Below are 24,696 nucleotides of genomic sequence, written 5' to 3' on the forward strand. Positions count from 1 at the left end.
AAAAATATAACAGCTAAATATGGTATATTATTAGGTAATGATAACGAGTTAGCGGTATGAAAAGGGGAGTTAAAATGAGTTTAAAATTTGTCCTAGGAAAAGCTAGTAAAGACCATCAAGCAAGCCTTGTTGCACAATTAAAAGCAGCGCAAACGACTGATTCAACGGCATCTTTTTTTTATCTTGTTCCCAATCATATTAAGTTCGAAGCAGAAGTTAGTATCCTTGAAGCATTAGGTAAAGACAAACTTGTCGAACAAAATATTTTTGCACAATCGAACGTCCAAGTCTTTTCGTTTACTCGATTAGCTTGGTTCTTTTTGAAGAATACACCCTATTATCAGATTCCTCGTTTATCTCAGTCTGGATTAAATATGTTAGTTTATCAATTAATTTCGGAACATGAAGATGAATTAACAATATTTCGTGGTGAAAGGACCCAAACTGGGTTTATTTCACAACTAGTCAGCCAACTGAAAGAATTAAAAGTTGGTTGTGTGACAGTTGATGATTTAACTCGGATTGCTGAATCTTTCCCAACGACTGGGGACTTAGGTGCTAAATTAGATGATTTACAAATTATCTATCGCGCATTTGATGCTGCGATGGCTGACCGATATATTGAAAATAATGATTTATTAGCAGAGTTGAGTCGTTATTTAACAGATGACGTTTTGAAGACGAGTTATTTTTATATTGACCATTTTTCTCAATTTACAGCACAAGAGCAGGAGCTCGTGAACGCACTGATTAAGGGTGCGAAACAGATTACAATTGGCTTAGTCTTAGATAAAGGCAATGCACATGAAGTTGCTGAAAAATCTGACTTATTTTATAAATCAAGCCGGATGTATGTTAATTTGATTGAAAAAGCACATCAAGCTCAGATTCCAGTGCTAACGGATAGTTATGCTGAAACCAAAGTTAACCAGAATCCCGACTTATCTCGTCTGGAAGATTTTTGGATTGACTCTAGACGGTTAGTTAAAACAAAATCAGAAAGGTTAGAAAATTCAGATTCTATTCAACTTTTTGAAGCCGATAGTCGGTATATTGAAATTCGACAAGTGGCGACAAAAATTCGCCAGTTAGTTGCAACTAAGGAGTATCGTTATCGAGATTTTATGATTTTAACGCGGCATTTAGATAGCTACGAAACGGTTATTCCACCGGTTTTTAAAGAATTTAAAATACCTTATTTTAACGATTTACAACACGCAATGGCTGACCATCCCTTAGTCGAGTTACTGGCAGCGTTATTTGAGGTGAAAGAAAAGCATTATCAATATGGCGCAATGATGCGCTTATTAAAAACTGAATTATTAATACCACAAATAGAAAATCATGCTATGCCAATTGAACAGTACCGTAGTGCTGTTGATTTAACAGAAAATATGGTTTTAAAATACGGTTTTTCTGGTTCTCAGTGGCTACGTGAAGATGATTGGACGTTCTACCGGTTTGATTTTACGGATGCAGATGAGCAACAGACGGATAAGGACCAAAGTATCACAGTACAAATTAATCAAATTAGACATTTTGTTAAAGACGTTTTACCAGGATTCTTCAATCAACTAGATCAGGCGACAACCGGTGAAGAGGGGGCAAAGCTAATTTATCAGTTTCTTGTTGAACAAGGTGTGACACAACGCTTGTTAAGTTGGCGAGACCGCTATTTAGCTGCTGGAAACATCTCACAATCAGAAGAACCAGAACAAACTTGGCAAACATTTGTTGGGATGTTAGATGAATATGTTGAAACATTGGGAACTAAAATGTTCAATACCGCTGACTTCATGGCCTTGATTCAAGCGGGATTTGAAGGGGCAAGTTACTCACAAGTGCCATCAACATTAGATCAGGTCGTTATTTCTGAATCAGGGATGGTTCAAATGAACAACCGAAAGATTACCTTTATGATTGGATCAACTGATATGGTGATGCCAGAACAAGTTAGTCAGACACAATTATTAACAGATGATGATCGGGCGAAAATGGCTAATCTATTAACTGATGATCAATACTTAGCCGATTCGGCTATTAGTCAAATGGCCGCTGAACCCTTTTTGAATTATCTCGGATTTTTAGGACCACGCGAACAATTGATTTTTTCATATCCAAGTGGCAACGATGGCGAAAAGAATTTAAATCCATCGCCTTATTTAATGATGATTAAAGAACACTTCAATTTATCAGTTCAACATTTAGCTGCTAATCCTGAATTAACAGAACAATCAGTCCTTGATTTTATCGGAACAAAACGTAGTACATTATCATCATTGGTTGTAGCTAGTCGACTTGCCAAAACAACTGCAGTATCCATGCCTAGTGCTTGGTTGTATGTGTTACGTCAACTGTCGGCTGACCCAGAAATGGGACCATTAACGAAACAATTATTAGGAAGCTTAGCGTATAAAAATATACCGGTTAAGTTGACGCCGGAAATTATAACTGATTTATATGGAACACAAATGAATACTTCAATTTCAAAACTAGAAACTTTCTATCGTAATCCATTTGAATATTTTTTACAATATGGGTTGAAATTGAAAGAACGAGACATTTTCGAGCTGTCTCCTGCAAGTACTGGTGAGTTTTTCCATATGGGGTTGGATGAGTTGATGAAAGTTGTGACTGAATCAAACCAAGTCTATGCCAATGTACCCAAAGAACAACTAGATGAATATTTGAATGTAATTTTAAAAGATATGCGCGAGTTACCTCAGTTCCAAATTCTTGGTAGTTCAAGTCGAATGGGCTATATTGCTAAACAATTAAGTCTTCTATTAAAACAAGTGACGCATGCCATGTGGCAACAAGGGCAACAAACAAAGATGAAGCCACTGAAAACAGAAGTTTTATTTGGTCATGTCGGTGCTGAGTCAGGTTTGAAAGCCCTAGCTTATAAGTTACCTGGCGGCCATTCAGTTAAAGTCCGCGGTAAAATTGATCGAATTGATTATATGAAGGTTGATTCAAAACAATATCTTGGAATCGTCGATTACAAATCAGGGATTCGAAAGTTTGATTTTAGTGATGCTTTCTATGGATTATCAATGCAAATGTTAACTTACTTGCAAGCATTGATTGAGAATGCAGAGGTAATTGCACCAAATACTGGACTGAAAACTTCGGCAGCTGGTGCAGTTTACATGCACTTACAAAATCCTAAGCTGAAAATTGAAGATGTACAGAAAAAAGGATTGGATAATACGTTGTTGAAAGCAAACCAAATGGATGGGCTATTATTGGAAGATGAGCAGTTACTGAGCCATTTAGATACTGATTTTGAAGACGAATCAACAGGGTTTTCATTAATCTATCCATTTAGAAAAACGAAAAAAGGGTTCACATCACCATCAGCTCGTTCAAAAAAATTGATTTCACAATCAGATTTAGATTTCTTGTTGGTACACAATAAACAATTAATTATTGATGCGGCAACAGATATTTTCGAAGGGATAATCGATTTAAGTCCGGCTAGATGGAACGCTAAAAAAACAGCCCTACAATATTCACCATATAAATCAATATTCCAATTTGATGCGATGTTACCCGAAAATAATTACCATGAAATAAGTAAATTAAGCTGGGAAGAAATTGAAAAACGGATTATAGACGGGGAGGCCGACAGTAATGAGTAAGTTTACATTTACACCAAATCAACAACGTGCTATCGATGAAAGTGGGACTAATATTCTTGTATCAGCCTCTGCCGGTTCCGGTAAAACACGAGTTTTAGTTGAACGCGTCATTCAAAAAATATTAACGGGAACAGCTATTGATGACTTATTAGTTGTTACGTTTACAGACGCTGCAGCTAAAGAAATGCGTCAACGGATTCAGGTGGCACTTCAAAAGGCAATCAATGAAGCAGACAATCATGAACAAAAACAACATTTAATGGATCAATTAATGCGCTTGCCAGTTGCAAATATTAGTACATTTGATGCATTTTGTCTCCAATTAATTAAACGCTACTATTATGTGATTGATTTGGATCCCGTTTTTAGAATGTTAACAGATATGACTGAGGCGGCTTTATTAAGAGAGAGTGTCTGGGAAGACGTCCGGGAAATGTTGTATGCCAAAGACGATGTCGACTTTGAGAGATTAACACAAAATTTTTCAAATGATCGAAATGATGATGGTTTATCTGAGTTGGTTTTTAGCCTATTTACATTTGCGAGTTCGAAACCAGATCCTACCGGTTGGTTGGCTAGTTTGGCAGCAACTTATGATGTTGGCGATAATTTAATCAGTAGTTCGTTTTACCAAAAGAGTATTAAGCCATTAGTTCAAGCAAATTTAACGCAAATCCAGGCCGATTTAAAAACGGCTCTAGAACTATCAATTCAATTTGGGTTAGAGAAACATCAAGCAGTGACTGAAGAAGAAAGTCAGATGTTGTTAGCTGTTGTCCAATCTGTTGAAAACGATGGTTCTTGGAATCAAATTCGCGATAATATTCGTGGGTACGAATTGAAACGTGCGCCTAGTGTGCCAGCTAAAAATTTAGAAGATGACCAAGCTGTTGCTAAGGATCAAATTAAAGAATTAAAAGCTGGAATAAAAAAACGTTTAGCTAACTTATCAGAACAATTTTTTGTTTTAAATGAAACAGAAACACTGCATATCATGACAGAATCTAAGAAATTAGTTGAAAAATTAGTCAGTGTGATTGGCTTATTTAGTGATGCCTTCACCAAAGAGAAACGTCAAAGACATATACTTGATTTTAATGATTTGGAGCATTTAGCACTGGACATTTTAGCGAGTGATTCTGAATCTTCCGAGCAAACACAAGCTGCTCTACAAGGAAAATATGAAGAAGTTCTGGTAGATGAGTATCAGGATACTAATCAACTACAAGAAGCTATTTTGACAAGGGTAACCACGACTAATCCCGGTAATATGTTTATGGTGGGGGATGTAAAGCAGTCAATATATGGTTTTAGGCTGGCTGATCCTAGTTTGTTTTTAAGTAAATACCAAGCTTATAAAGAAACTGACAGTAATGGAAATCGAATTATCTTAGCTGAAAATTTTCGTTCTGTGAAGAATGTAACAGATGTGACTAACTTAATTTTTACCCAGATTATGGATGAAACCGTTGGACAAATGGCTTATGATAATGATGCTAAATTGGTTTTTGGGGCAAACTACTACCCAGATATTGAGCAAAAAGCAGAAGTGCTGATTTACGAATCTGATGAACCTGAATCTGCAGAAAGACCGGATGATGATAGTGAAGCAACGAATGATCAGTTTGAAATTGATGGTAAATCGGAAGGCCAAATTGCTTTAATTGGTCAACGGATTCAAGCGTTAATCGTAGATGAAACAGAGATTTTTGACCGTGATAAATCAGAAAAACGTCCCGTTGAATACCGAGATATTGCATTACTAGTCCCAACTCGTAAAAATAATTTGGTGATTATTGACCAATTTAAAAAAATGGGTATTCCAGTCGTTGTGAATGATGCGGAGAGCTATTTCCAAACAACTGAAATCAGAATTATGATGTCATTATTACGAATTATTGATAATCCCTATCAAGATATTCCATTGGTAAGTGTCCTACGGTCGCCAATTGTTGGATTAGATGAAAATCAACTGGCCTATTTACGGATTGGCAACCGAACAGATGATTACTATCAAGCGGTGTTAACTTTTTATCAAAATTTTGATACGTTTAAAGCAGGTAGCTTCGCAAAAACACTGTATAATAAAATTGAACGTTTCTTAACACAACTTTCGGGCTTTCGTGAAATCGCGCATGAAAATCAAATTGCGACCTTAATTTGGCAGATTTATCAGGATACTGGATTTCTTGATTATGTCGGGGGGATGCCAGCTGGAAGTCAGCGCCAAGCCAATTTACATGCGTTGTATAACCGAGCTCACGCTTACGAAAATAGTAGTTTTAAAGGTTTATTCCAGTTTGTGCGCTTCATTGAAAAAATGCAGGAACGCGATAAGGATTTAGCAGAAGCACCTGTACAAAATGTCGCAAATGCAGTGTCAGTCATGACAATTCATGGTAGTAAGGGACTTGAATTTCCAATGGTCTTCTTGGTTGACGCGACACACCAGTTTAATCAAATGGCGATGCGAAAACCTTATTTAATTGATGATCAGGCTGGATTAGGAATAACCTATTTAAATCCTGAAAATCGGACGATGGAAGATACGCTACAAAAAACAATTGTAAAATCAGCTGCTATTGCAAAATCAGAAGCGGAAGAAATGCGATTACTGTACGTAGCCTTAACGCGTGCGGAACAACGATTATTTATTGTGGGGGCTTACACAAATAAAAAAACGGCAATTAATCATTGGCAAAAGGCATTTCAAAGCCAACAATTAGTTTTAAATGCAACAGCTCGAAGTGGTATTAAAAATTTCATGGATTGGATTGGTATGGCGCTAGTTCGTCATCCTACTTTTGATATGTCACTATTATTGGATCCAGCAACATCATCACTACTATTAAGTGATGATGAAACGCAATTTAGCGTTAAATTTTATCAAAAAACCGACCTGAACCAGATGAGTAAAGTGAGTGAAGAAGTTTCTCAGACGGATTGGTTAGAAACAATCACGGGTGAGATGCCTGAGACGTTTGAGGATATTGATGTTAATCAAATTGATCAAGTCTTAAATTTTCAGTATCCATTCGATAATTTAACTAAAACAACTGCTTACCAAGCTGTATCGGAAGTAAAACGTCTATTCGATGATCCAGCTAATCGCGAAATGAATCAGTTGAGTATTGAAGGACAAGGCAACCGATACGTTACGAGTGAACTTGCTGTACCGAAATTTATGCAGGGAGTTGCAGCACCAATGGGAAGTGATATTGGGAGTGCAACTCATCTCATTTTACAAGAATTAGATTTAACTAGTGAGATAACTTTAGCGATAATCCAAGCTAAAATTGAGCAATTAGTGACGGCAAAAGTAGTCACTAAAGAAGTTGCTACGTTAATTAATGGACAACACATTGCCAATTTCTTTCAAACGGATTTAGGCAAAGAAATTCTAACTATAGGTAACGATGTACAACGTGAAGCGCCATTCTCAATGTTACTACCTGCCAATGAGCTATTTCAAAAGGTTGAGTCAAATAAGGAAAAAGTTTTGATCCATGGAATTATCGATGGTTATTTTGTAAAAGATAATACGTTGGTGGTATTTGATTATAAGACTGATAAAGTTTCTAAAGACAATACAATAGAAGAAATAGAAAAATTGACAGCACGTTATCGTGGCCAATTGAACTTATATGGCGAAGCACTAGAGAATATGACTGGGTTGAAAGTTGCGCATAAATATCTGTATTTGCTGTCTATTAATCAAGTTGTTGAAGTTTAATAATTCGAAGATCTCATTTCAATGAGGTCTTTTTTTAATCAATGAAAAGAATAAGAAAATATTTTAAGCAATTTCAATACCACTTTGTGTTAAAAAAATAAAATAGCATTGTATATAACAAAACTTTTTTTATAAATTGGTATAGATAAGATTTTGTTGAATGAAACAAGCTATGGAAACGTAAAAAAACCCATCATATAGGTTGATAACTAATATCTATACGATTAAATGGTATAATTGTAAGCGAATACAAATTAATATTTTTAATAGTAATTCGTAATCGTTGTGCTATACTTAACAACATAGACGTTATGGAAACGATATTATTTTTAAGTGTTTCGTAACATTTTAAAATTAAATCAGATTACCTAGGAACAAAAGCAAAATGCTTAAGTTGTTTTTGAAATAATTTTTGCGTGTTTTTATATTATAAATGTAAGCGTTTTTCCGGAGTTCTTACAGTAATCTGATAAAAATTTAGGAGGTTTTAAAATGGTTGGAATTGTAATTGCAAGTCACGGTAAATTTTCCGAAGGCATCATGCAATCCGGTTCAATGATTTTTGGTGAACAAGAAAATGTTCAAGCTGTAACTTTCATGCCAAACGAAGGACCAGACGATTTAAAAGCTCATCTTGAAGCAGCAATTGCTACTTTTGATGATCCTGAAGAAGTCTTATTCTTAGTTGATTTATGGGGTGGATCACCATTTAATCAAGCAAACGGTTTGCTTGACGCTCATAAAGATAAATGGGCAATTGTTACAGGTTTAAACTTACCAATGTTAATTGAAGCCTACGCAGCACGCTTGTCAATGGATTCTGCACAAGAAATTGCTGCAAGTATTCTAAGCGAAGCAAAAGGTGGCGTTAAGATTAAGCCAGAAGATTTAGCACCAAAAGAAGCAGCTGTTGTTGCAACAAACAAACCTACTGGTTCAATTCCTGAAGGAACTGTAATCGGTGATGGTAAAATTAAATACGTTTTAACACGTATTGATTCACGTTTATTGCATGGACAAGTTGCTACAGCATGGTCTAAATCAGTTAAGCCTGACCGTATTATCGTTGTTTCTGATAATGTTGCTAAGGATACACTTCGTAAAAACTTAATTGAACAAGCTTCACCACCTGGTATTATTGCACATGTTGTGCCAATTGCTAAGATGATTGAAGTTTCAAAAGACCCTCGTTTTGGTGGAATGAAAGCATTACTTCTTTTTGAAAGTCCACAAGATGTGTTAACAGCAATTGAAGGCGGAATGAAATTTGACGAAGTTAACCTTGGTTCAATGGCTCATTCAGTTGGTAAAGTAGTTGTTAACAACGTATTATCAATGGGACAAGACGATGTTGATACTTTTGAAAAACTAGAAGATAAGGGCGTTAAATTTGATGTCCGTAAAGTACCTAACGATTCAAAAGAGAATATGGCTAACATTCTCAAAAAAGCTAAAGGTGAATTAGCAAAAGCTTAAACAACACAATAAAAGAAAATTAATTTAGGAGGCTTATTATGTCAGCTATATCAATGATTTTAGTAGTAATTATTGCCTTTCTAGCTGGTATGGGTGGAATTTTAGATGAATTCCAATTCCATCAACCACTAGTGGCATGTACATTAATCGGGTTAGTAACCGGTAATTTAACCGCCGGAATTGTTTTAGGTGGTACACTTCAAATGATCGCACTTGGTTGGGCTAATGTCGGGGCAGCTATTGCACCCGATGCTGCACTTGCTTCAGTTGCATCAGCAATTATTTTAGTATTAGGTGGACAAGGGATTAAAGGTGTTGGATCAGCTATCGCTATCGCCGTTCCCCTTGCCGTTGCCGGATTATTCTTAACAATGGTTGTTCGTACACTTGCTGTTCCTATTGTTCATGCAATGGATGCAGCAGCAGAACAAGGTAATATCCGTAAGCTAGAAATATGGCATGTTCTTGCTATTGGTATGCAAGGTATCCGTATTGCTATTCCAGCCGGAGCATTGCTCTTTATTCCAGCTGAAACAGTTAAAGGTTTCCTTGAATCAATGCCCGCATGGTTAACAGATGGTATGGCTATTGGTGGTGGTATGGTTGTTGCCGTTGGTTATGCACTTGTTATTAACATGATGGCTACAAAAGAAGTATGGCCATTCTTTATTCTTGGTTTCGTAGTCGCAGCTATTACTCAATTAACATTGATCGCTATTGGTGCTATCGGTGTTGCTCTTGCTCTTATTTACTTGAACCTTTCAAAAATGGGTGGTTCATCAAATGGTGGCGGTGGCAATAATACCGGTGATCCACTTGGCGAAATTCTAAACGATTATTAAACTGGAAGAAGGAGGAATATATTATGGCAGATAAAATTGAATTAACTAAAAAAGATCGATTGGCTGTAGCATGGCGTTCAACGTTTATTCAAGGTTCATGGAACTACGAACGTATGCAAAATGGTGGTTGGACATTCTCAATGATTCCAGCAATTAAAAAATTATACAAAACTAAAGAAGAACGTACGTCAGCAATGAAACGACACATGGAATTCTTTAACACTCATCCTTATCTTGCTTCACCAATCCTTGGTGTTACATTAGCACTTGAAGAAGAACGTGCTAATGGTGCCCCTATTGATGATGTTGCAATTCAAGGTGTTAAAGTTGGTATGATGGGTCCTTTGGCTGGTGTCGGTGATCCCGTATTCTGGTTTACTGTTCGTCCAATGTTAGGTGCTTTAGGTGCTTCATTGGCTATGGGTGGTAACATTATGGGACCAATCATTTTCTTCGTAGCTTGGAATATCATCCGTATGGGATTCATGTGGTATACACAAGAATTCGGTTATAGAGCTGGTTCTAAGATTTCTGAAGATATGTCAGGTGGCTTATTACAAGATGTTACTAAAGGTGCTTCGGTACTGGGAATGTTCGTTTTAGCCGCATTAGTAGAACGTTGGGTTTCAATCAAATTTACGCCAGTTATTTCAACAGTTAAGTTGGATAAAGGTGCTTATATTGATTTTGATAAACTCCAAGGTGGAAAAGGCATGCAAACAGCTATGCAACAAGCTAGCGACGGTTTAGCTCTTTCACCAAATAAAGTAACAACATTACAAAATAACTTGGATCAATTAATTCCAGGTTTAGCAGCATTATTATTAACATTCTTCTGTATGTGGTTACTTAAGAAAAAAGTTTCACCAATTCTTATCATTCTAGGTTTATTCATAGTTGGTATCGGTGGACACGTACTTGGAATTTTATAAAATTTCAAAAAAACTCAGGAATTTTCCTGGGTTTTTTTATATGGTTCAATGCAATTAATTAAGGTATAATAAGATAACGTCAAAAAACATTGGAGTCGAAATACTATGGTCCAGTCAATTAATACAAAGGTAGACTTAACAATCGATGCAACTGCTTTCACAGGTTTAACTGATTATGGTAAAATCATGATTGGCGATAAAGGGTTTGAATTTTATAATGACCGTGATGCACGCAAGTTTATCCAAATTCCATGGGATGAAGTTGATCAAGTTATCGCGTCTGTGATGTTTAAAGGACGATGGATTCCGAGATATGCAATTAAAACGAAGAAGAATGGGACATTTACTTTTGCGTCTAAAAAACCAAAAATGGTGTTACGTGCAATGCGTAACTATGTTGATCCAGCTCATATGGTTCAATCACTTGGAATGGGCGATGTTTTAAAACGATCAGTTAAATCAATTTTTAATAAAAAAAGTAAAAATAAGTAATCAAAAAAACATTCTCATTGAGAATGTTTTTTTAGTAGATTAAAATATTTAAACGAAATTCTTCAAAACCATTATCAATTTGAAGTTCGTCGTCTTCGAACGTTAATTTCTTATAAGGACCGCCTGTCAAATAAGTGGCAATTTTATAATGTGGTAGGCCTGCCATAATATTATGGACCTGTAATGTATCCTCTTTTGGTAGGTAGCCGAGTTTTCGCATCACAGCTTGATCATCTTCAAAATAAAGTGCAATACGACTATTTTCATTGAATGATACAACATCTTCCTTTAAAGATAATTTATCAAATGACAAATCGACGGGATATTTCCAAACTTCAAGTTCTTCGTAATCAATAAGAAGGAGTAACTGAATGTTAGATTCTAAATCCTCATCGCGCCACCCTTTATTAATATTTTCATTTTTAGTTATTGTTTGTAAGACAACCTTAAAGTTTTGATTATAAAGTGATAAGTCATCAATTTCGGCATCAAGGTACCAAGGATGATTATTTTTAATTTCAAAATAGGGACTAATTGGGTATTTTTTTGAGTCAGACATTTGATTCACCTCTTTCGAACAATTGCTTTAAGTATATCCTATAATGGGTTGAAATGCAGGTCCTTTCGATTTCTAGTAGTCAGTCTTTATCTATGGTAAGATTGTGTCCCATTTAAGATAAGGCAATCATGTTCCTTAACGAAATTAATAAACCCGACTGATAATCGTTCCCAATTAGCTTATACTTAAATGATTGGAAATGGAGTGAATCATTTGATGAATAGTCGTGCATTAAAAGTAGGAATGGCTTTATCAACGAAATTAAATATTTTAAGAGCAGGGGTATTAGGTGCTAATGATGGCATCATCTCAGTTGCAGGCGTTATTCTGGGGATGGCCGGTGCTAGTCAAGGTAAGTACTATCTTGTCTTAGCTGGACTTGCTGGTATGTTTGCGGGAGCGTTCTCAATGGCTGGTGGTGAATACGTCTCAGTTTCTGCACAAAGGGATACACAAAAATCGATTATCCATTCAGCTGCAAAAAAGTTAAAAGAAAATCGTGAATTTGAAATTGAACGATTAATTAATATCTACCAAGCAAAGGGATTCTCGCGGATGGTCGCAACGGATGTGGTCAATGAACTAATGTCTCAAAATGAACTAGAAAATTACTGTAAAGAAGTTAACAATATTGATGTCGGTGAGTACTTAAATCCGTGGCACGCAGCGATGTCCTCAATGACATCCTTTGTAGTTGGCTCGCTAGTTCCATTATTATTAATAGCGATACTCCCAACTGAGTTTATGATTCCACTGACGGTTATTGGCGTTGCTTTAGCTTTACTTTTAACAGGGGCAGTAAGCGGGATATTAGGGCGTAATAATATTAGACATGCCATGGTAAGAAATGTTTTTGTTGGATTAGTAACAATGGCTGTAACTTATTATATTGGCGGTTTATTTGGTTAAAAACCTACCCTTTTTTTAAAAAAGAGGTATGCTTATCTAAAGGAGGTGTTGTTGATGTTTCCGGAAAGATTAAAAGCATTGCGCAGAGGTAGTGGATTAACGCTAACTCAATTAGCTGTTGGATTAAATCAGTCTCAAAAATCGAATCATAACTTGAATTCTGGCCCGCAGATTGGTAGTTGGGAGCGTGGTATTAATACACCCTCATATCTTGAAGTCAGAAAGTTGGCCGAATTCTTTCATGTTTCAATTGATTTTTTAGTTGGTCAAACTAACGATGAATTGATTGATCTTGAAGATTTATTCGCACGGACGGCAACACTTTTATACCGCGATAAAATTTTATCAGGTAGTGATCGTTATGAAGTTATTCAAATGATTCAAGGATATTTAATGGGTAAATACCAGCCATATAATCTGGAAGAAAATGATGATTTAGCGTTACCACTTGAAGATGAAAACAACTAAATAAAAGCGCTATTTTAGAATTTGTTTTTACAATTAGACGTGATATAATTTAGGTGGCTTTTCAAATCAAATGAAGTTGATGAGTGTCTTCGGAAACGATATCAACTGGGACGATTTGAGAGTCATAAATAAAACGTGTCACATAGACACAAGGAGGATTTTATTCATGGAACAAGGTACAGTAAAATGGTTTAACGCAGATAAAGGTTTTGGTTTCATTACTCGCGAAGATGGTAGTGATGTATTCGTACATTTCTCAGCTATTCAAGGTGACGGTTTTAAAACATTAGACGAAGGTCAAAAAGTAACTTTTGACGTTGAAGATAGTGACCGTGGACCACAAGCAGTAAACGTAAACAAAGACTAATTTAAAATCTAAACAACTTGCCATTTAGGTGAGTTGTTTTTTTATGCAAAAAAGTAGGCCGTCAATCCCCGATTGACGGCCTACTTTTAACTATTCACGAGTTGTATTAATTTTTGTATCGGCTGTTAAAGTATTTCCAGTTTTAGCTGGAACCAAGCCAAGTGTGGAACGTAATTTATCAGTGATACGTTGTTTTTCAGTTTCGCTGGCAATTTCAAAAGCTTCTCCATTGACCATTGTTCCTGTACCTTGTAGATAATCTGAATGTGAATGATGTGTTGCCTTACGATAATTGGTACCTAAGACGGTAAGATCATTGAATGTTAAATCAGTTTTCATTTGAGATGACATTGTATTTAAAAATTTATCGTCTAATAAATTTTGAAGTTGTGTACTTTTTAAAGCCACTGCCATAATAATCTGACGTTGGCGTTTTTGTCGACCGTAATCGCCAAGAGGATCATCATATCTCATGCGGGCATACGAAAGGGCTTGTTTACCGTTGACATGAGTTTTAACGCCTTTTTTGAAGCTGGCACCATTATAAGAAAAAGATAGTGGTGGATTAACGTCAACACCGTCAACAGCATCAACTAGTGATTCTAAACCGCCCATGTTGATTGTTGCGTAGAAATCAATGGGTACATTGAAATATTTTTCAACAGTTTTAACGGCAGTTGCAGCACCACCATAAGCATAGGCAGCGTTTATCTTACTTGGAAAATCTGATTCATGGTCTGAAACCGCAACTTCAGTATCACGCGGTAAACTGATTAAGGTCATTGATTCTGTTTTAGGGTTAAGTGTGGCAACGATTAAAGTATCCGTTCGGCCACCAGTTTTAGCACGACCCAAGGCACCATCATCAGAACCTAAAAGTAAAATCGAAATAGGATGGTCCTTTTCCAAAACCGCTGCGACATTTCTAGTTTTAGCAATTTTAGTAGAAGTATAGATTTTATCAGCTGCATTTTTAGCGTTTGAGTATTTATGGTAGGCATAAACGCCACCGCAGATAGCAGCGATTATTATAATGATTAACCAAATTAAGCGACGACGTTTCTTGTTTTGCTTTTTATTTTTTCTTTCGCGTTTTGGTAAAGGCAGGTGATTAGTTGTTTCTTGGTGTAGTAGTTGTTCTTTATGATAGTTTTCTCGACGACTTGACATTGAAATGTTCCCCTTTATTAATTAATGTTCGCCAATAAAAAAGCCAGCAATTAAAATGACTAAAACGATGACGGTAATTTTAACGTACAGATAATCTTTTTCTTTGTAGAAAGCATAAATTGAAATAACGACACGAAGAATTGGTGTTAGTATTAAGCAAAATAGCCCAAGCATCATAATTGCGTAAGGTTTAAGTGCGACAATTCCAGAAATGATAGCAGAAAATGAAGTTGGAAATGTATTACCTTGATAGCCTGTTGAACCTGTAACTAAGGATAGGATAAGACCAATAATCATAATTATCGCAGAAATGAAAACGCCAATTCTTAGTATTTGACCAATCATTAATTCAATTTTTGCCATTTCGGCTGATGTGTTATTTTTTTCATTCATCATTAGATAGATACCCCGAATCCTTTTAGAATCATCTGAATGCTGACATACAATAGTACAGGTACAAAAATGAGGCGAATTATTTTTGCGGGTAGGTATTGCATTGCACGCGAACCAATTGATGAACCAACTAAAATTCCTAGCGCTAATGGAACCGCAATATCAGGTCTAATTGAACCATTGAAAAAGTAGACGGTCGCACTTGCGGCAGCGGTGACACCCATCATTAAGTTACTTGTTGAACTTGATGGTTTCAACGGCATTTTCATTGCAGTATCCATTGCCATAACTTTGAAAATACCAGATCCGATTCCTAGTAGTCCACTAGCAACTCCAGCACCAAGCATAATCGCCATCCCACCTGGAACATTTTCGACTTGATAATCAACTTGTTTTTTTAGTTGTTTATCATAGTACGAACTATTCAGTTTAAATTTGGTAGATAAATAATCAGGTTCAGCTGATTTTAAAACTTCTTCACCTACAAAAATTTTTTTAAGCATGTTGTAGACAGAAAGTAGCAAAAAAGCACCGAATAAAATGAAGAGAAAGGATGTATTAAAGACTCCTGTTAAGAGTGCTCCACAAATCGCACCAATTGTCGTTGCGATTTCTAAAAACATGGCGACCCTCAAATTTAAAACGTCATCTTTTAGAAATGCAATTGTAGCACCAGAACTCGTTGCGATAACGGCAATGATACTAGCACCAATAGCGTATTTAATATCTAATCCCATCATTAAAGTTAAGACCGGGGTGACAATGATGCCGCCACCTAATCCTAAGATAGATCCTAGAGCACCTGCCACAAGACCAGCGGCAAGCATAAGTAGTAGCGTATTCATTATTTATTTTCAACTCTTTTCTAAATTTATAAAGATATCCTATTTTACCATAAACTTACATAAAATTGAGCATTTGCTTGATTTCTGTATGAATTCTTAAAGATTTTGGTAACTAACTTTAAACAAATTAAAAAATATGATAAATTATGTGGATAAAATAGACTGTAATTAAGAGGTTAGAGTAATGATTAATAAGAATAAACTTTATGGAGTAGTCATAATAGGCAGTGGACTATTCGCAATATTGACGTTATTAATAGTAACAAAAAATAATTTTATTCATGGTATAGATAATAATATCATTGCAGTTGTTAGGTTTCATCCTACAGCGCAACTAGACCAAGTGATGCAGATAATCAGTTGGCTAAGTAGTCCGATGATGATAGGGTTGTATTCAGTCATTTTGATGATTATTTTATATAAATTACGACGAGGTGTACTCGCTATTTGGACAGGGATGACCATAATGACTGGAGCACTGTTAATTAAGCTCATTAAAAGTAGCGTCCAGAGACCTCGACCAGTGGGGCATGGATCAATTACTGGATTCAGTTTCCCCAGTGGACATACGTTCGGGGTGGCATTATTTTGTCTAACGATAATGAGTATTATGCTGGTAGAATTTAAGTATAGTAAACAATTTTTGATTAACTGCTTATTAGCGATATGGATCATGATGATTATGATTTCAAGAGTATATCTACAAGCTCACTTTCCGACGGATACGGTAGGCGCTGTTCTTTTAACAGTCACTTGGATAGCCATTGCACGCGTTATATATCTAAAAATTCTGAATAAATTTAAAATTGAGGGCTAAAAAATGAATCAATATGAAACGAAACGGCTTGTGGTACGTCCGTTATGCTCATCAGACATAAATGACATATATGAATATGCTTGTGATGAAACGGTTGGTCAAATGGCTGGCTTTTTACCCGTGAATTCATTGGCTGAAGCTAGTTTGTTCGTTGCGACGCTACAAAAACAAAGTATATTTGCGATTGAGTGTAAAGGAAATCAAAAAGTAGTCGGTAATATCGGTTTATATGAAGTAGTTGATGAGAATCAAGAACCTAGTTTGGTAGTTAAAGAGGTTGGCTATGCACTAAATCCTATTTTTAAGAATCAAGGGATAATGACTGAAGCAGTTCAAGGACTTTTAACAATGGCTCAGGCGTTAGATTTAGAACGTGTAATTGGCGTGACAACTATTGAAAATAAAGCATCTATCAAAGTGTTAAAAAAATCCAATTTTAAATTTGTTGAAAAAAGAGCGGTTTCATCCCTTTTTCAACCTGCTGCTCTAATTAATGAAATTGTTTATGCGGTTGATTTAAAATAATCAATACCAATTGTCAACGACATATGTTATCCTTTATTCGTATATATAGAACTATTTGAAAATTAATCAACCGGGGGTAGCTGACTATGCAATTAACAAAAGGATTTGAACAAGCAGCGTGTATTATTTCTTTATTGGCAACGCAGGATAAGGGTGTGCCAATTTCATCGCAAGTAATCAACGCTCGTCTTGGTGGTTCACAAACTTATCTTCGTAAAATTATGCGTAAGTTAGTCGTTGCGGGACTTGTGAAATCTGTTTCAGGTAATAATGGCGGTTTTACGTTAGCAAGGGATGCTAAGGATATCAATTTATTAGAAATTGTGGAGGCTTCGGAAGGAAAGATTGAAACCTATCCAAACTTCGGTTTCTTTGATCGTGTATTTCGTGAATTTAAACAAGATACAGAAAAAGCAACCGTCGTCGTTAATAGTGTTTTTGCTGAAGCGGATAAACGTTGGGCTAATTATTTAGAGTCACAAACGGTTTATCAACTAATTGCAGCAACGTTTGACGAAACTGAAATTCCTTTAATTAATTGGAATGAAGAAGATATCAGTGGTCAACGTAAATTAATCATTCAAAAAATTGTCGAAAATGTAACCGGAAATCATAAATAACGAAACCATTATTAACCATAACTGGGTTAATAATGGTTTTTTATTTAGGCTTACATTTGGTAAGTTTAAACCATAGTCATTTATTTGTGAAAATGCTATCATGGATACTACTAAAACAAATTCGGAGGAAATCTAATGACAGATAATAAATATTACGGCGCAGATGCCATTGTTGATAGTTTAATAAATCATGATGTGAAATATGTATTTGGTATTCCTGGTGCAAAAATTGATCGTGTTTTTGAAAAATTGGAACATCCGACGAATTCTAAATCGCCAGAATTAATTATTACGCGCCATGAACAAAATGCAGCATTTATGGCTGCTGGGATTGGTCGTATTACAGGTAAACCGGGGGTTGTTTTAACGACTTCCGGACCTGGTGCAAGTAATTTGGCAACAGGCGTTGTGACGGCTACGGCAGAAGGTGATCCTGTTCTTGCTATTTCTGGTCAAGTGAAACGTTCAGATTTAACGAGACTAACGCATCAAAGTATGAATAACACGGCATTATTTGAACCAATCACTAAATATAGTGCAGAGGTTCAAGAACCTGAGAATATTTCAGAAGTGATTGCTAATGCTTACCAAGAAGCTGAGGCTGCAAAGCAAGGGGCAAGTTTCGTTAGTATTCCCCAAGATGTAACAGATTCAGAAGTGAAAACAAAAGTTATCCAGCCTTTAATGGCACCTAAATTAGGTCCCGCTAGCCCGGTAGAAAGTACACTTTTAGCACAAGAAATTAAAGCAGCAAAATTACCTGTTTTACTTGTGGGAATGCGGGCATCTTCACCAGAAGTAACAAAAGCTATTCGTAATTTAGTTGAAGCAACGAATCTACCTGTTGTGGAAACATTTCAAGCCGCTGGTGTGATATCGCGTGAATTAGTCGGTGATTTCTTTGGTCGTGTGGGCTTATTCAGAAATCAACCAGGGGATCAATTACTTAAAAAGAGCGATTTAGTTATTACAATTGGCTATGATCCTATTGAATATGAACCACGTAACTGGAATGCAGAAGGAACAGCTAATATTGTTGTTGTTGACGATATGCGTTCAGAGATTGATCATAATTTCCAACCAAAGAAAGAGTTAGTGGGCGACATCGCGCAAACACTTGAATTTTTATTACCCTATATGAAAGGCTATCAAATGGCATCTGAATCTCGTGAGTATTTAGATGGCTTACAAGAAAAATTACAGGCTAGGGATGAAGCGCCAGTTGTGACAAGTGACACATTAACCAGTCATCCATTAAGCATTATCCAAGAATTACAAAAACGTGTTTCAGATGAAATGACGGTAGCAGTTGATGTCGGTAGTTTCTACATTTGGATCGCGCGACATTTTAGAAGTTATGAACCACGTCATTTATTATTTAGTAATGGGATGCAAACATTAGGAGTTGCGTTACCTTGGGCAATTTCAGCGGCCTTAGTTCGACCTAATACACAAATCGTCTCAATTTCTGGAGATGGTGGATTCTTGTTTTCAGCCCAAGATTTGGAAACAGCGGTTCGTTTGAATCTGAATATTGTTCATATTATTTGGAATGATGGACACTACGATATGGTTAAATTCCAAGAAGAAATGAAATATGGTCAATCTGCCGGTGTGAATTTTGGCGCAGTGGATTTTGTGAAATATGCGGAAAGTTTTGGTGCAAAAGGCTTACGCGTTGAAAAAGCACAAGATTTAGCTAAAACATTAGATGAAGCATTTGCAACTAATGGTCCTGTTATTGTTGATATACCAGTTGATTATAAAGATAATCAAGAATTAGGACAATCAATTTTAATGGATCAATTATATTAAAATAATTTTCAAGAGAGGTCAACGACATGCAAGATATAAAAAAGGTTTATCAACATGGTACCTTAGCAACATTAATTGAAGGCTTGTACGAAGGCACATTGAGTGTTGGAGAATTATTGAAACATGGTGATTACGGAATTGGAACTGTTGGTGATTTAGATGGCGAAATGATTGTGATTGACGGAAAGGCTTTCCAGATTACTGCAAAAGGTCAAATTAATCAAGTTAGCGATGACGTTCTTGTTCCATTTGCGACAGTCCATTTTAATCAAGCAGACGCATCTATTCAATTTGAAAATGTGGCAGGAAATGTTTTAGAAGAGCAATTACTTGAATTATATCCTTACCAAAATTTATTTTTTAGTGTTCTTATTAAAGGAACATTTAGTAAAATGAGTACACGATCTGTTGCTAAACAAAGTAAACCGTATCCAGAATTAACTGCGGTAACTGCCAAACAATCGGAATTTGAAGAAGAAGATATTGATGGAACAGCTATTGGCTATTTCACACCTGAGTTATTTCAAGGAATTGGTGCAGCGGGATTCCATATTCATTTTTTATCTGATGAAAATAAAATGGGTGGACATATTTTAGATTATCATTTAAAAAATGGGGTTGTGAGTTTACAGCCATTTAGTTCGATTGAACAACACTTTCCAATCGAAAATGAAGCTTTTTTAAAAAATGAAACAGATATTGAAAAGTTGCATGATGAAATTAATATAGCTGAAAATTAGGATACAGCTTGCAAAATATCAGTGAATTGATTATAGTAAGAATTATCGAAAGAAGAGGATGCAGTTTTCATAAGTATGTTTAATGAAGCAATTAAGTGCTGAAGAAGTTAAACTGAAAGGGTGAACTGCCGAAGTGGATGCTAACTTAGATTTAGTGACTGCTGGGGTCTGATTTAATAAGTCAGAAACTGTCGTGATTATATAGTAATCACGGGGCGCTTATAACGATTTGACTGAGTCTATTAATCTGAGTCTTTTTGTATAACGCGTAATAGTGTTGTACAAAAGGTCTCTTTTTCTTTTCTCAATTTTAAAAATCACGAGTGCTCCTCTATATATAGGGGGGATTTCATATGGCAGAACAAGAAGGTATGCACCGAGAGTTAAAAACAAGACACTTATCAATGATTGCCTTGGGTGGAAGTATTGGAACAGGCTTATTCGTTGCGAGTGGGTCAGCAATTTCGAAGGCAGGGCCAGGTGGTGCGTTACTAGCTTACATTGGCATTGGAATTATGGTTTACTTTTTAATGACTAGTTTAGGTGAAATGGCAACGTATTTACCAGTTTCAGGGTCGTTTGCGGTTTATTCAACGCGATTTGTTGATCCTGCGATGGGTTTTGCAATGGGTTGGAATTACTGGTTTAACTGGGCAATTACATTGGCTGTTGATATTAGTACAGCTGCCTTGGTTATGCAATTTTGGTTGCCAGATGTACCAGGATGGATTTTTAGTACAATCTCGTTAGTTATTATTTTTTCAATTAATGCGTTGTCAGTTAAATCATTTGGTGAAACAGAATATTGGTTATCAATTATTAAAGTGGTGACTGTCATTGTCTTCTTAATCGTTGGTGTATTGACTATATTTGGTATTCTAGGTGGCCATGCAACGGGACTTGAAAACTTTACAATGAAGAAAGCTCCATTTGTTGGTGGTGTTCCAATGATTCTAAGTGTATTCGTCGTCGCTGGTTTCTCTTTCCAAGGAACTGAATTAATCGGTATTACGGCGGGAGAATCAGAAACGCCTGAAAAGAGTATTCCAAAAGCAATTAAACAAGTGTTTTGGCGGATTCTACTATTCTATATTTTCGCTATTTTTATCATTGCAGCAATTATTCCGTATACAAGTCCAGATTTACTCGGCTCAAGCGCATCAGATATTTCAATTAGTCCATTTACATTGGTCTTTCAAAGAGCTGGGTTAGCCTCTGCAGCAAGTGTTATGAATGCAGTTATCTTAACATCTGTACTTTCAGCTGCAAATTCAGGAATGTATGCATCAACTCGAATGCTTCATTCACTTGCGGAACAGGGTTACGCTCCTAAAAAGTTTAAACAAACGAATAGTCGTGGTATTCCAATGGCAGCACTAGTGGGAACAACATTTATCGGATTACTCACATTTTTAGCAAGTGTTTTTGGAGCAAAAGTGTATGTCTTTTTACTGAGTGCTAGTGGGTTAACTGGATTCATCGCTTGGCTAGGAATTGCAATCTCACATTACAGATTTAGAAAAGCGTTCAAAGCGCAAGGACATGAAGTGTCAGAATTAAAGTACTCTGCAAAATGGTTCCCAGTGGGCCCTATTTTAGCGCTTGTTCTTTGTATTTTAGTTATTCTTGGACAAGATATTCAATCATTTAAAAATTTTGATTGGGAAGCAATCTCGGTTAGTTATATGAGCATTCCGTTATTTGTTATCTTGTACACATATTATAAAATACGCTATAAAACAAAATTAATTCCATTAAAAGATGTAGATTTATCAAAGAAATGAGGCACATTTTGACTAGAAGAAAATGGATGATGATGGTAGTAATGATGTGTGCACTATTAATAGGTGCATGCGGTAAGAAAGCGAATACGACACCTAGCCATAAAACGGTAAAAGTCACACAAAAAAGTGAGCTACCTAAAGGTGTAAAGGCAAATGATTGGAATTTAATATTAGTTAATTCAGAGCATAAACTCAAGCAAGAACTGGATTTTAAACAGAAAATAGATGGAAATGTTATTGTAAATTCAAAAATTGAGAGTGCTTTGAATGATTTTGTATCAGCAGCAAATAAGGCCGGGTATAAGGCGTCACTGGTATCTGGTTATCGATCAATTAGCTACCAAAAAGAGGTCTATGCAGACTCAATTAAAAGCTATGAAAATTCGGGAAAGTCAGTTGCTCAGGCTAAACAATTAACAAAAGAGTATGTGGCAGAACCAGGATCAAGCGAACATCACACCGGACTAGCAGTCGATATGATGTCATCAAATTGGTATGCCAAACATAATGATTTAGATAATAGTAGTGAAACAGATAAGGGTCAAAAATGGTTAATCAACCATGCGGTAAATTATGGATTTATATTGAGATTCCCGAAAGATAAAGAAAAATCGACTAAAATTGATTATGAAACATGGCATTTCCGCTATGTTGGTAAAAGTAACGCGAAATATATAGTTAAGCATCATCTTTCGTTAGAAGAGTATATCGATTTGCTTAATAAAGCGGGTAAGAATTAAACTTGCAATTTAATAAAACAACGCTTATTATTAAAGTAATAAATAAACACGGAAAACGTTATAAGTAGGCATTTAAGAGACGTAATGGTGGTGGAAATTACGAAGCTGAAAATCCGGCGTGAATAAGTGGGTGGGTAATGCCACACGGGAGACCGTTATCTATTTGAGTGTGACAAATGATTATTTGTCGAACTTGGGTGGTACCGCGAAAATGAGCCTTTCGTCCCAATTAGTGGATGAGTGGGCTTTTTTTATACAAAAAAAGGAGGAACAGAATATGTTAGATATTAAAATGATTCGTCAAAATGTCGATGAAGTTAAGGAACAATTGGGTAATCGTGGGGTAAAACCAGAGATTATTGATGAAATGGTTGAAAAGGATCGTAAACGTAGGGATATTATTGTTCAAACCGAAACTTTAAAAAAGAAAAGAAACGATGTATCGCAAGCTATTGCACAATTAAAACGAAATAAAGAAAATGCAGATGCTCAAATCGAAGAAATGAAAAAAGTCGGAGATGAAATTAAAGCATTTGATGAAGAATTAAAGGTTTTAGATGCAGACGTAACAGATATGGCATCGCGACTACCAAATATGCCAAATAAAACGATTCCAGTAGGTCCTGATGAAGATTCAAACATTGAATTAAGAAAAGTAGGTACACCAAGAACTTTTGATTTTGAGCCGAAAGCACATTGGGAAATCGGTGAAAATTTAGATATTTTAGATTTTGAACGTGGCGCTAAAGTGTCGGGCAGTCGATTCCTATACTATAAAGGATGGGGAGCTCGTTTAGAACGTGCTTTATACAATTTTATGCTTGATCAACATGCAATTGATGGTTATACAGAGATTATTCCTCCATATATTGTTAATGATGAGTCAATGTACGGAACTGGTCAATTTCCGAAGTTTAAGGAAGACGTTTTTCAAATCGCAAATGAAAATTTAACGTTAATTCCAACAGCAGAAGTACCATTAACTAATTACTACAGGGATGAAGTTATTCCGGAAGAAAAATTACCAGTATATTTCACAGCTCTCTCACCCTCATTCAGATCTGAAGCAGGAAGCGCTGGAAGAGATACACGTGGATTGATTAGATTGCATCAATTTAATAAAGTTGAAATGGTGAAATATACTAAACCAGAAGATTCATATGCAGAACTAGAAAAAATGACAAGTGATGCAGGCAGAATTATGGAAAAACTTGGGTTACCATATCATGTGATAACATTGTCAACGGGAGATATGGGATTCTCAGCAGCAATGACACATGATTTAGAGGTTTGGTTACCTGCACAAAATATGTATCGTGAAATTTCAAGTTGTTCTAATACTGAAGCATTTCAGGCTCGTAGGGCTCATATCCAATATAGGGATGATGATGGAAAATTACAGTTTGTACACACGTTGAATGGTTCAGGATTGGCAGTTGGTCGTACGCTAGCAGCAGTTCTTGAAAATTATCAGAATGAAGACGGGTCGGTAACTATTCCGGAAGTTCTTCAACCATACATGGGTGGATTAGACATTATTAAATAGCTTTTATCAAAAAAGCGACTTAAACTTATCAATTCGATGAGGTTAAGTCGCTTTTTTGATAAAGTAATAATTAATAAATCAAATTTATCTGTAATGAAGTATTGACAGGGTGTATACCAGATGGTATATTAATAAAGCTGATTGATACGGCAAGAAGAAATGAATATTTATTCAAAAAAATTCTTGACAAATCATGACGTGGTTGATATGATATAAAAGTTGTCAAAAGCAACCAAGTAGATCTTTGAAAACTGAACAAATTTTCGACAAATCAAATGT

At 35.9% G+C, this 24,696-nt stretch carries 21 protein-coding genes and 1 riboswitch; of the genes, 17 read left to right on the forward strand and 4 right to left on the reverse strand.

The window, feature by feature from the left end; all coding sequences use genetic code 11:
- Positions 1-74: 74 nt before the first annotated feature.
- From AC1RPY_RS06420 to AC1RPY_RS06445, 6 genes are all read left to right on the forward strand, one after another.
- On the forward strand, positions 75-3,644 hold the full coding sequence (locus tag AC1RPY_RS06420) for a PD-(D/E)XK nuclease family protein (protein ID WP_481761742.1): 3,570 nt from the start codon (positions 75-77) through the stop codon (positions 3,642-3,644).
- Complete coding sequence (addA, locus tag AC1RPY_RS06425) at positions 3,637-7,377, forward strand: helicase-exonuclease AddAB subunit AddA (RefSeq protein ID WP_481761741.1); 3,741 nt, start codon at positions 3,637-3,639, stop codon at positions 7,375-7,377. Before AC1RPY_RS06420 ends, addA begins: the two co-directional genes overlap by 8 nt.
- Positions 7,378-7,869: 492 nt before the next feature.
- A complete protein-coding gene (locus AC1RPY_RS06430) occupies positions 7,870-8,853 on the forward strand; it encodes a mannose/fructose/sorbose PTS transporter subunit IIA (RefSeq protein ID WP_481761740.1) in 984 nt (327 codons plus the stop codon).
- Between the two features lie 38 nt (positions 8,854-8,891).
- Positions 8,892-9,695, forward strand: a complete 804-nt coding sequence (locus AC1RPY_RS06435; RefSeq protein ID WP_481761739.1) for a PTS mannose/fructose/sorbose transporter subunit IIC — start codon at positions 8,892-8,894, stop codon at positions 9,693-9,695.
- 23 nt (positions 9,696-9,718) lie between these two features.
- On the forward strand, positions 9,719-10,627 hold the full coding sequence (locus tag AC1RPY_RS06440) for a PTS system mannose/fructose/sorbose family transporter subunit IID (protein ID WP_481761738.1): 909 nt from the start codon (positions 9,719-9,721) through the stop codon (positions 10,625-10,627).
- A 105-nt stretch (positions 10,628-10,732) separates the two neighbouring features.
- Positions 10,733-11,119, forward strand: coding sequence for a DUF956 family protein (locus AC1RPY_RS06445; protein ID WP_409021995.1), 387 nt, complete (start codon positions 10,733-10,735; stop codon positions 11,117-11,119).
- Between the two features lie 31 nt (positions 11,120-11,150).
- Here AC1RPY_RS06445 and AC1RPY_RS06450 read toward each other — a convergent pair whose 3' ends face one another.
- Complete coding sequence (locus tag AC1RPY_RS06450) at positions 11,151-11,678, reverse strand: hypothetical protein (RefSeq protein ID WP_481761737.1); 528 nt, start codon at positions 11,676-11,678, stop codon at positions 11,151-11,153.
- A 216-nt stretch (positions 11,679-11,894) separates the two neighbouring features.
- Here AC1RPY_RS06450 and AC1RPY_RS06455 point away from each other — a divergent pair, with 216 nt between their 5' ends.
- From AC1RPY_RS06455 to AC1RPY_RS06465, 3 genes are all read left to right on the forward strand, one after another.
- Positions 11,895-12,587, forward strand: coding sequence for a VIT1/CCC1 transporter family protein (locus AC1RPY_RS06455; protein ID WP_481761736.1), 693 nt, complete (start codon positions 11,895-11,897; stop codon positions 12,585-12,587).
- A 54-nt stretch (positions 12,588-12,641) separates the two neighbouring features.
- Entirely contained in the window at positions 12,642-13,055 is a 414-nt protein-coding gene (locus AC1RPY_RS06460; RefSeq protein WP_481761735.1) for a helix-turn-helix domain-containing protein, read from the forward strand.
- A gap of 166 nt (positions 13,056-13,221) precedes the next feature.
- On the forward strand, positions 13,222-13,422 hold the full coding sequence (locus tag AC1RPY_RS06465) for a cold-shock protein (protein WP_112251328.1): 201 nt from the start codon (positions 13,222-13,224) through the stop codon (positions 13,420-13,422).
- 90 nt (positions 13,423-13,512) lie between these two features.
- Here AC1RPY_RS06465 and AC1RPY_RS06470 read toward each other — a convergent pair whose 3' ends face one another.
- Genes AC1RPY_RS06470 through AC1RPY_RS06480 form a run of 3 tightly spaced genes read right to left on the reverse strand, consistent with a single transcriptional unit; the run spans position 13,513 to position 15,830 of the window.
- The gene (locus tag AC1RPY_RS06470; protein ID WP_481761734.1) at positions 13,513-14,592 is read right to left on the reverse strand and encodes an LCP family glycopolymer transferase; all 1,080 of its coding nucleotides are present in this window, start codon (positions 14,590-14,592) and stop codon (positions 13,513-13,515) included.
- Positions 14,593-14,613: 21 nt separating this feature from the next.
- Entirely contained in the window at positions 14,614-14,988 is a 375-nt protein-coding gene (locus AC1RPY_RS06475; protein WP_481761733.1) for a DUF1634 domain-containing protein, read from the reverse strand.
- Positions 14,988-15,830, reverse strand: a complete 843-nt coding sequence (locus tag AC1RPY_RS06480) for a sulfite exporter TauE/SafE family protein (RefSeq protein WP_481761732.1) — start codon at positions 15,828-15,830, stop codon at positions 14,988-14,990. Before AC1RPY_RS06480 ends, AC1RPY_RS06475 begins: the two co-directional genes overlap by 1 nt.
- Before the next feature lie 184 nt (positions 15,831-16,014).
- Here AC1RPY_RS06480 and AC1RPY_RS06485 point away from each other — a divergent pair, with 184 nt between their 5' ends.
- From AC1RPY_RS06485 to serS, 8 genes are all read left to right on the forward strand, one after another.
- A complete protein-coding gene (locus tag AC1RPY_RS06485; RefSeq protein WP_481761731.1) occupies positions 16,015-16,647 on the forward strand; it encodes a phosphatase PAP2 family protein in 633 nt (210 codons plus the stop codon).
- A 3-nt stretch (positions 16,648-16,650) separates the two neighbouring features.
- The gene (locus tag AC1RPY_RS06490; RefSeq protein WP_481761730.1) at positions 16,651-17,172 is read left to right on the forward strand and encodes a GNAT family N-acetyltransferase; all 522 of its coding nucleotides are present in this window, start codon (positions 16,651-16,653) and stop codon (positions 17,170-17,172) included.
- An 86-nt stretch (positions 17,173-17,258) separates the two neighbouring features.
- On the forward strand, positions 17,259-17,792 hold the full coding sequence (locus AC1RPY_RS06495; RefSeq protein ID WP_481761729.1) for an Rrf2 family transcriptional regulator: 534 nt from the start codon (positions 17,259-17,261) through the stop codon (positions 17,790-17,792).
- A gap of 135 nt (positions 17,793-17,927) precedes the next feature.
- Positions 17,928-19,607 carry an acetolactate synthase AlsS gene (gene alsS / locus AC1RPY_RS06500; RefSeq protein WP_481761728.1) on the forward strand — a complete coding sequence of 560 codons (1,680 nt, stop codon included), beginning with the start codon at positions 17,928-17,930 and terminating at the stop codon, positions 19,605-19,607.
- A gap of 26 nt (positions 19,608-19,633) precedes the next feature.
- Positions 19,634-20,347, forward strand: coding sequence for an acetolactate decarboxylase (budA, locus tag AC1RPY_RS06505; protein ID WP_481761727.1), 714 nt, complete (start codon positions 19,634-19,636; stop codon positions 20,345-20,347).
- A gap of 44 nt (positions 20,348-20,391) precedes the next feature.
- Positions 20,392-20,576: riboswitch (Lysine riboswitch) on the forward strand.
- 124 nt (positions 20,577-20,700) lie between these two features.
- Complete coding sequence (locus AC1RPY_RS06510) at positions 20,701-22,131, forward strand: amino acid permease (RefSeq protein ID WP_481761726.1); 1,431 nt, start codon at positions 20,701-20,703, stop codon at positions 22,129-22,131.
- An 8-nt stretch (positions 22,132-22,139) separates the two neighbouring features.
- Entirely contained in the window at positions 22,140-22,871 is a 732-nt protein-coding gene (locus tag AC1RPY_RS06515) for a M15 family metallopeptidase (RefSeq protein ID WP_481761725.1), read from the forward strand.
- A gap of 277 nt (positions 22,872-23,148) precedes the next feature.
- Entirely contained in the window at positions 23,149-24,417 is a 1,269-nt protein-coding gene (gene serS / locus AC1RPY_RS06520; RefSeq protein WP_481761724.1) for a serine--tRNA ligase, read from the forward strand.
- The last annotated feature ends 279 nt before the right edge of the window (positions 24,418-24,696 follow it).

Source organism: Dellaglioa sp. CoH-56-MRSF-12, from assembly GCF_056782075.1.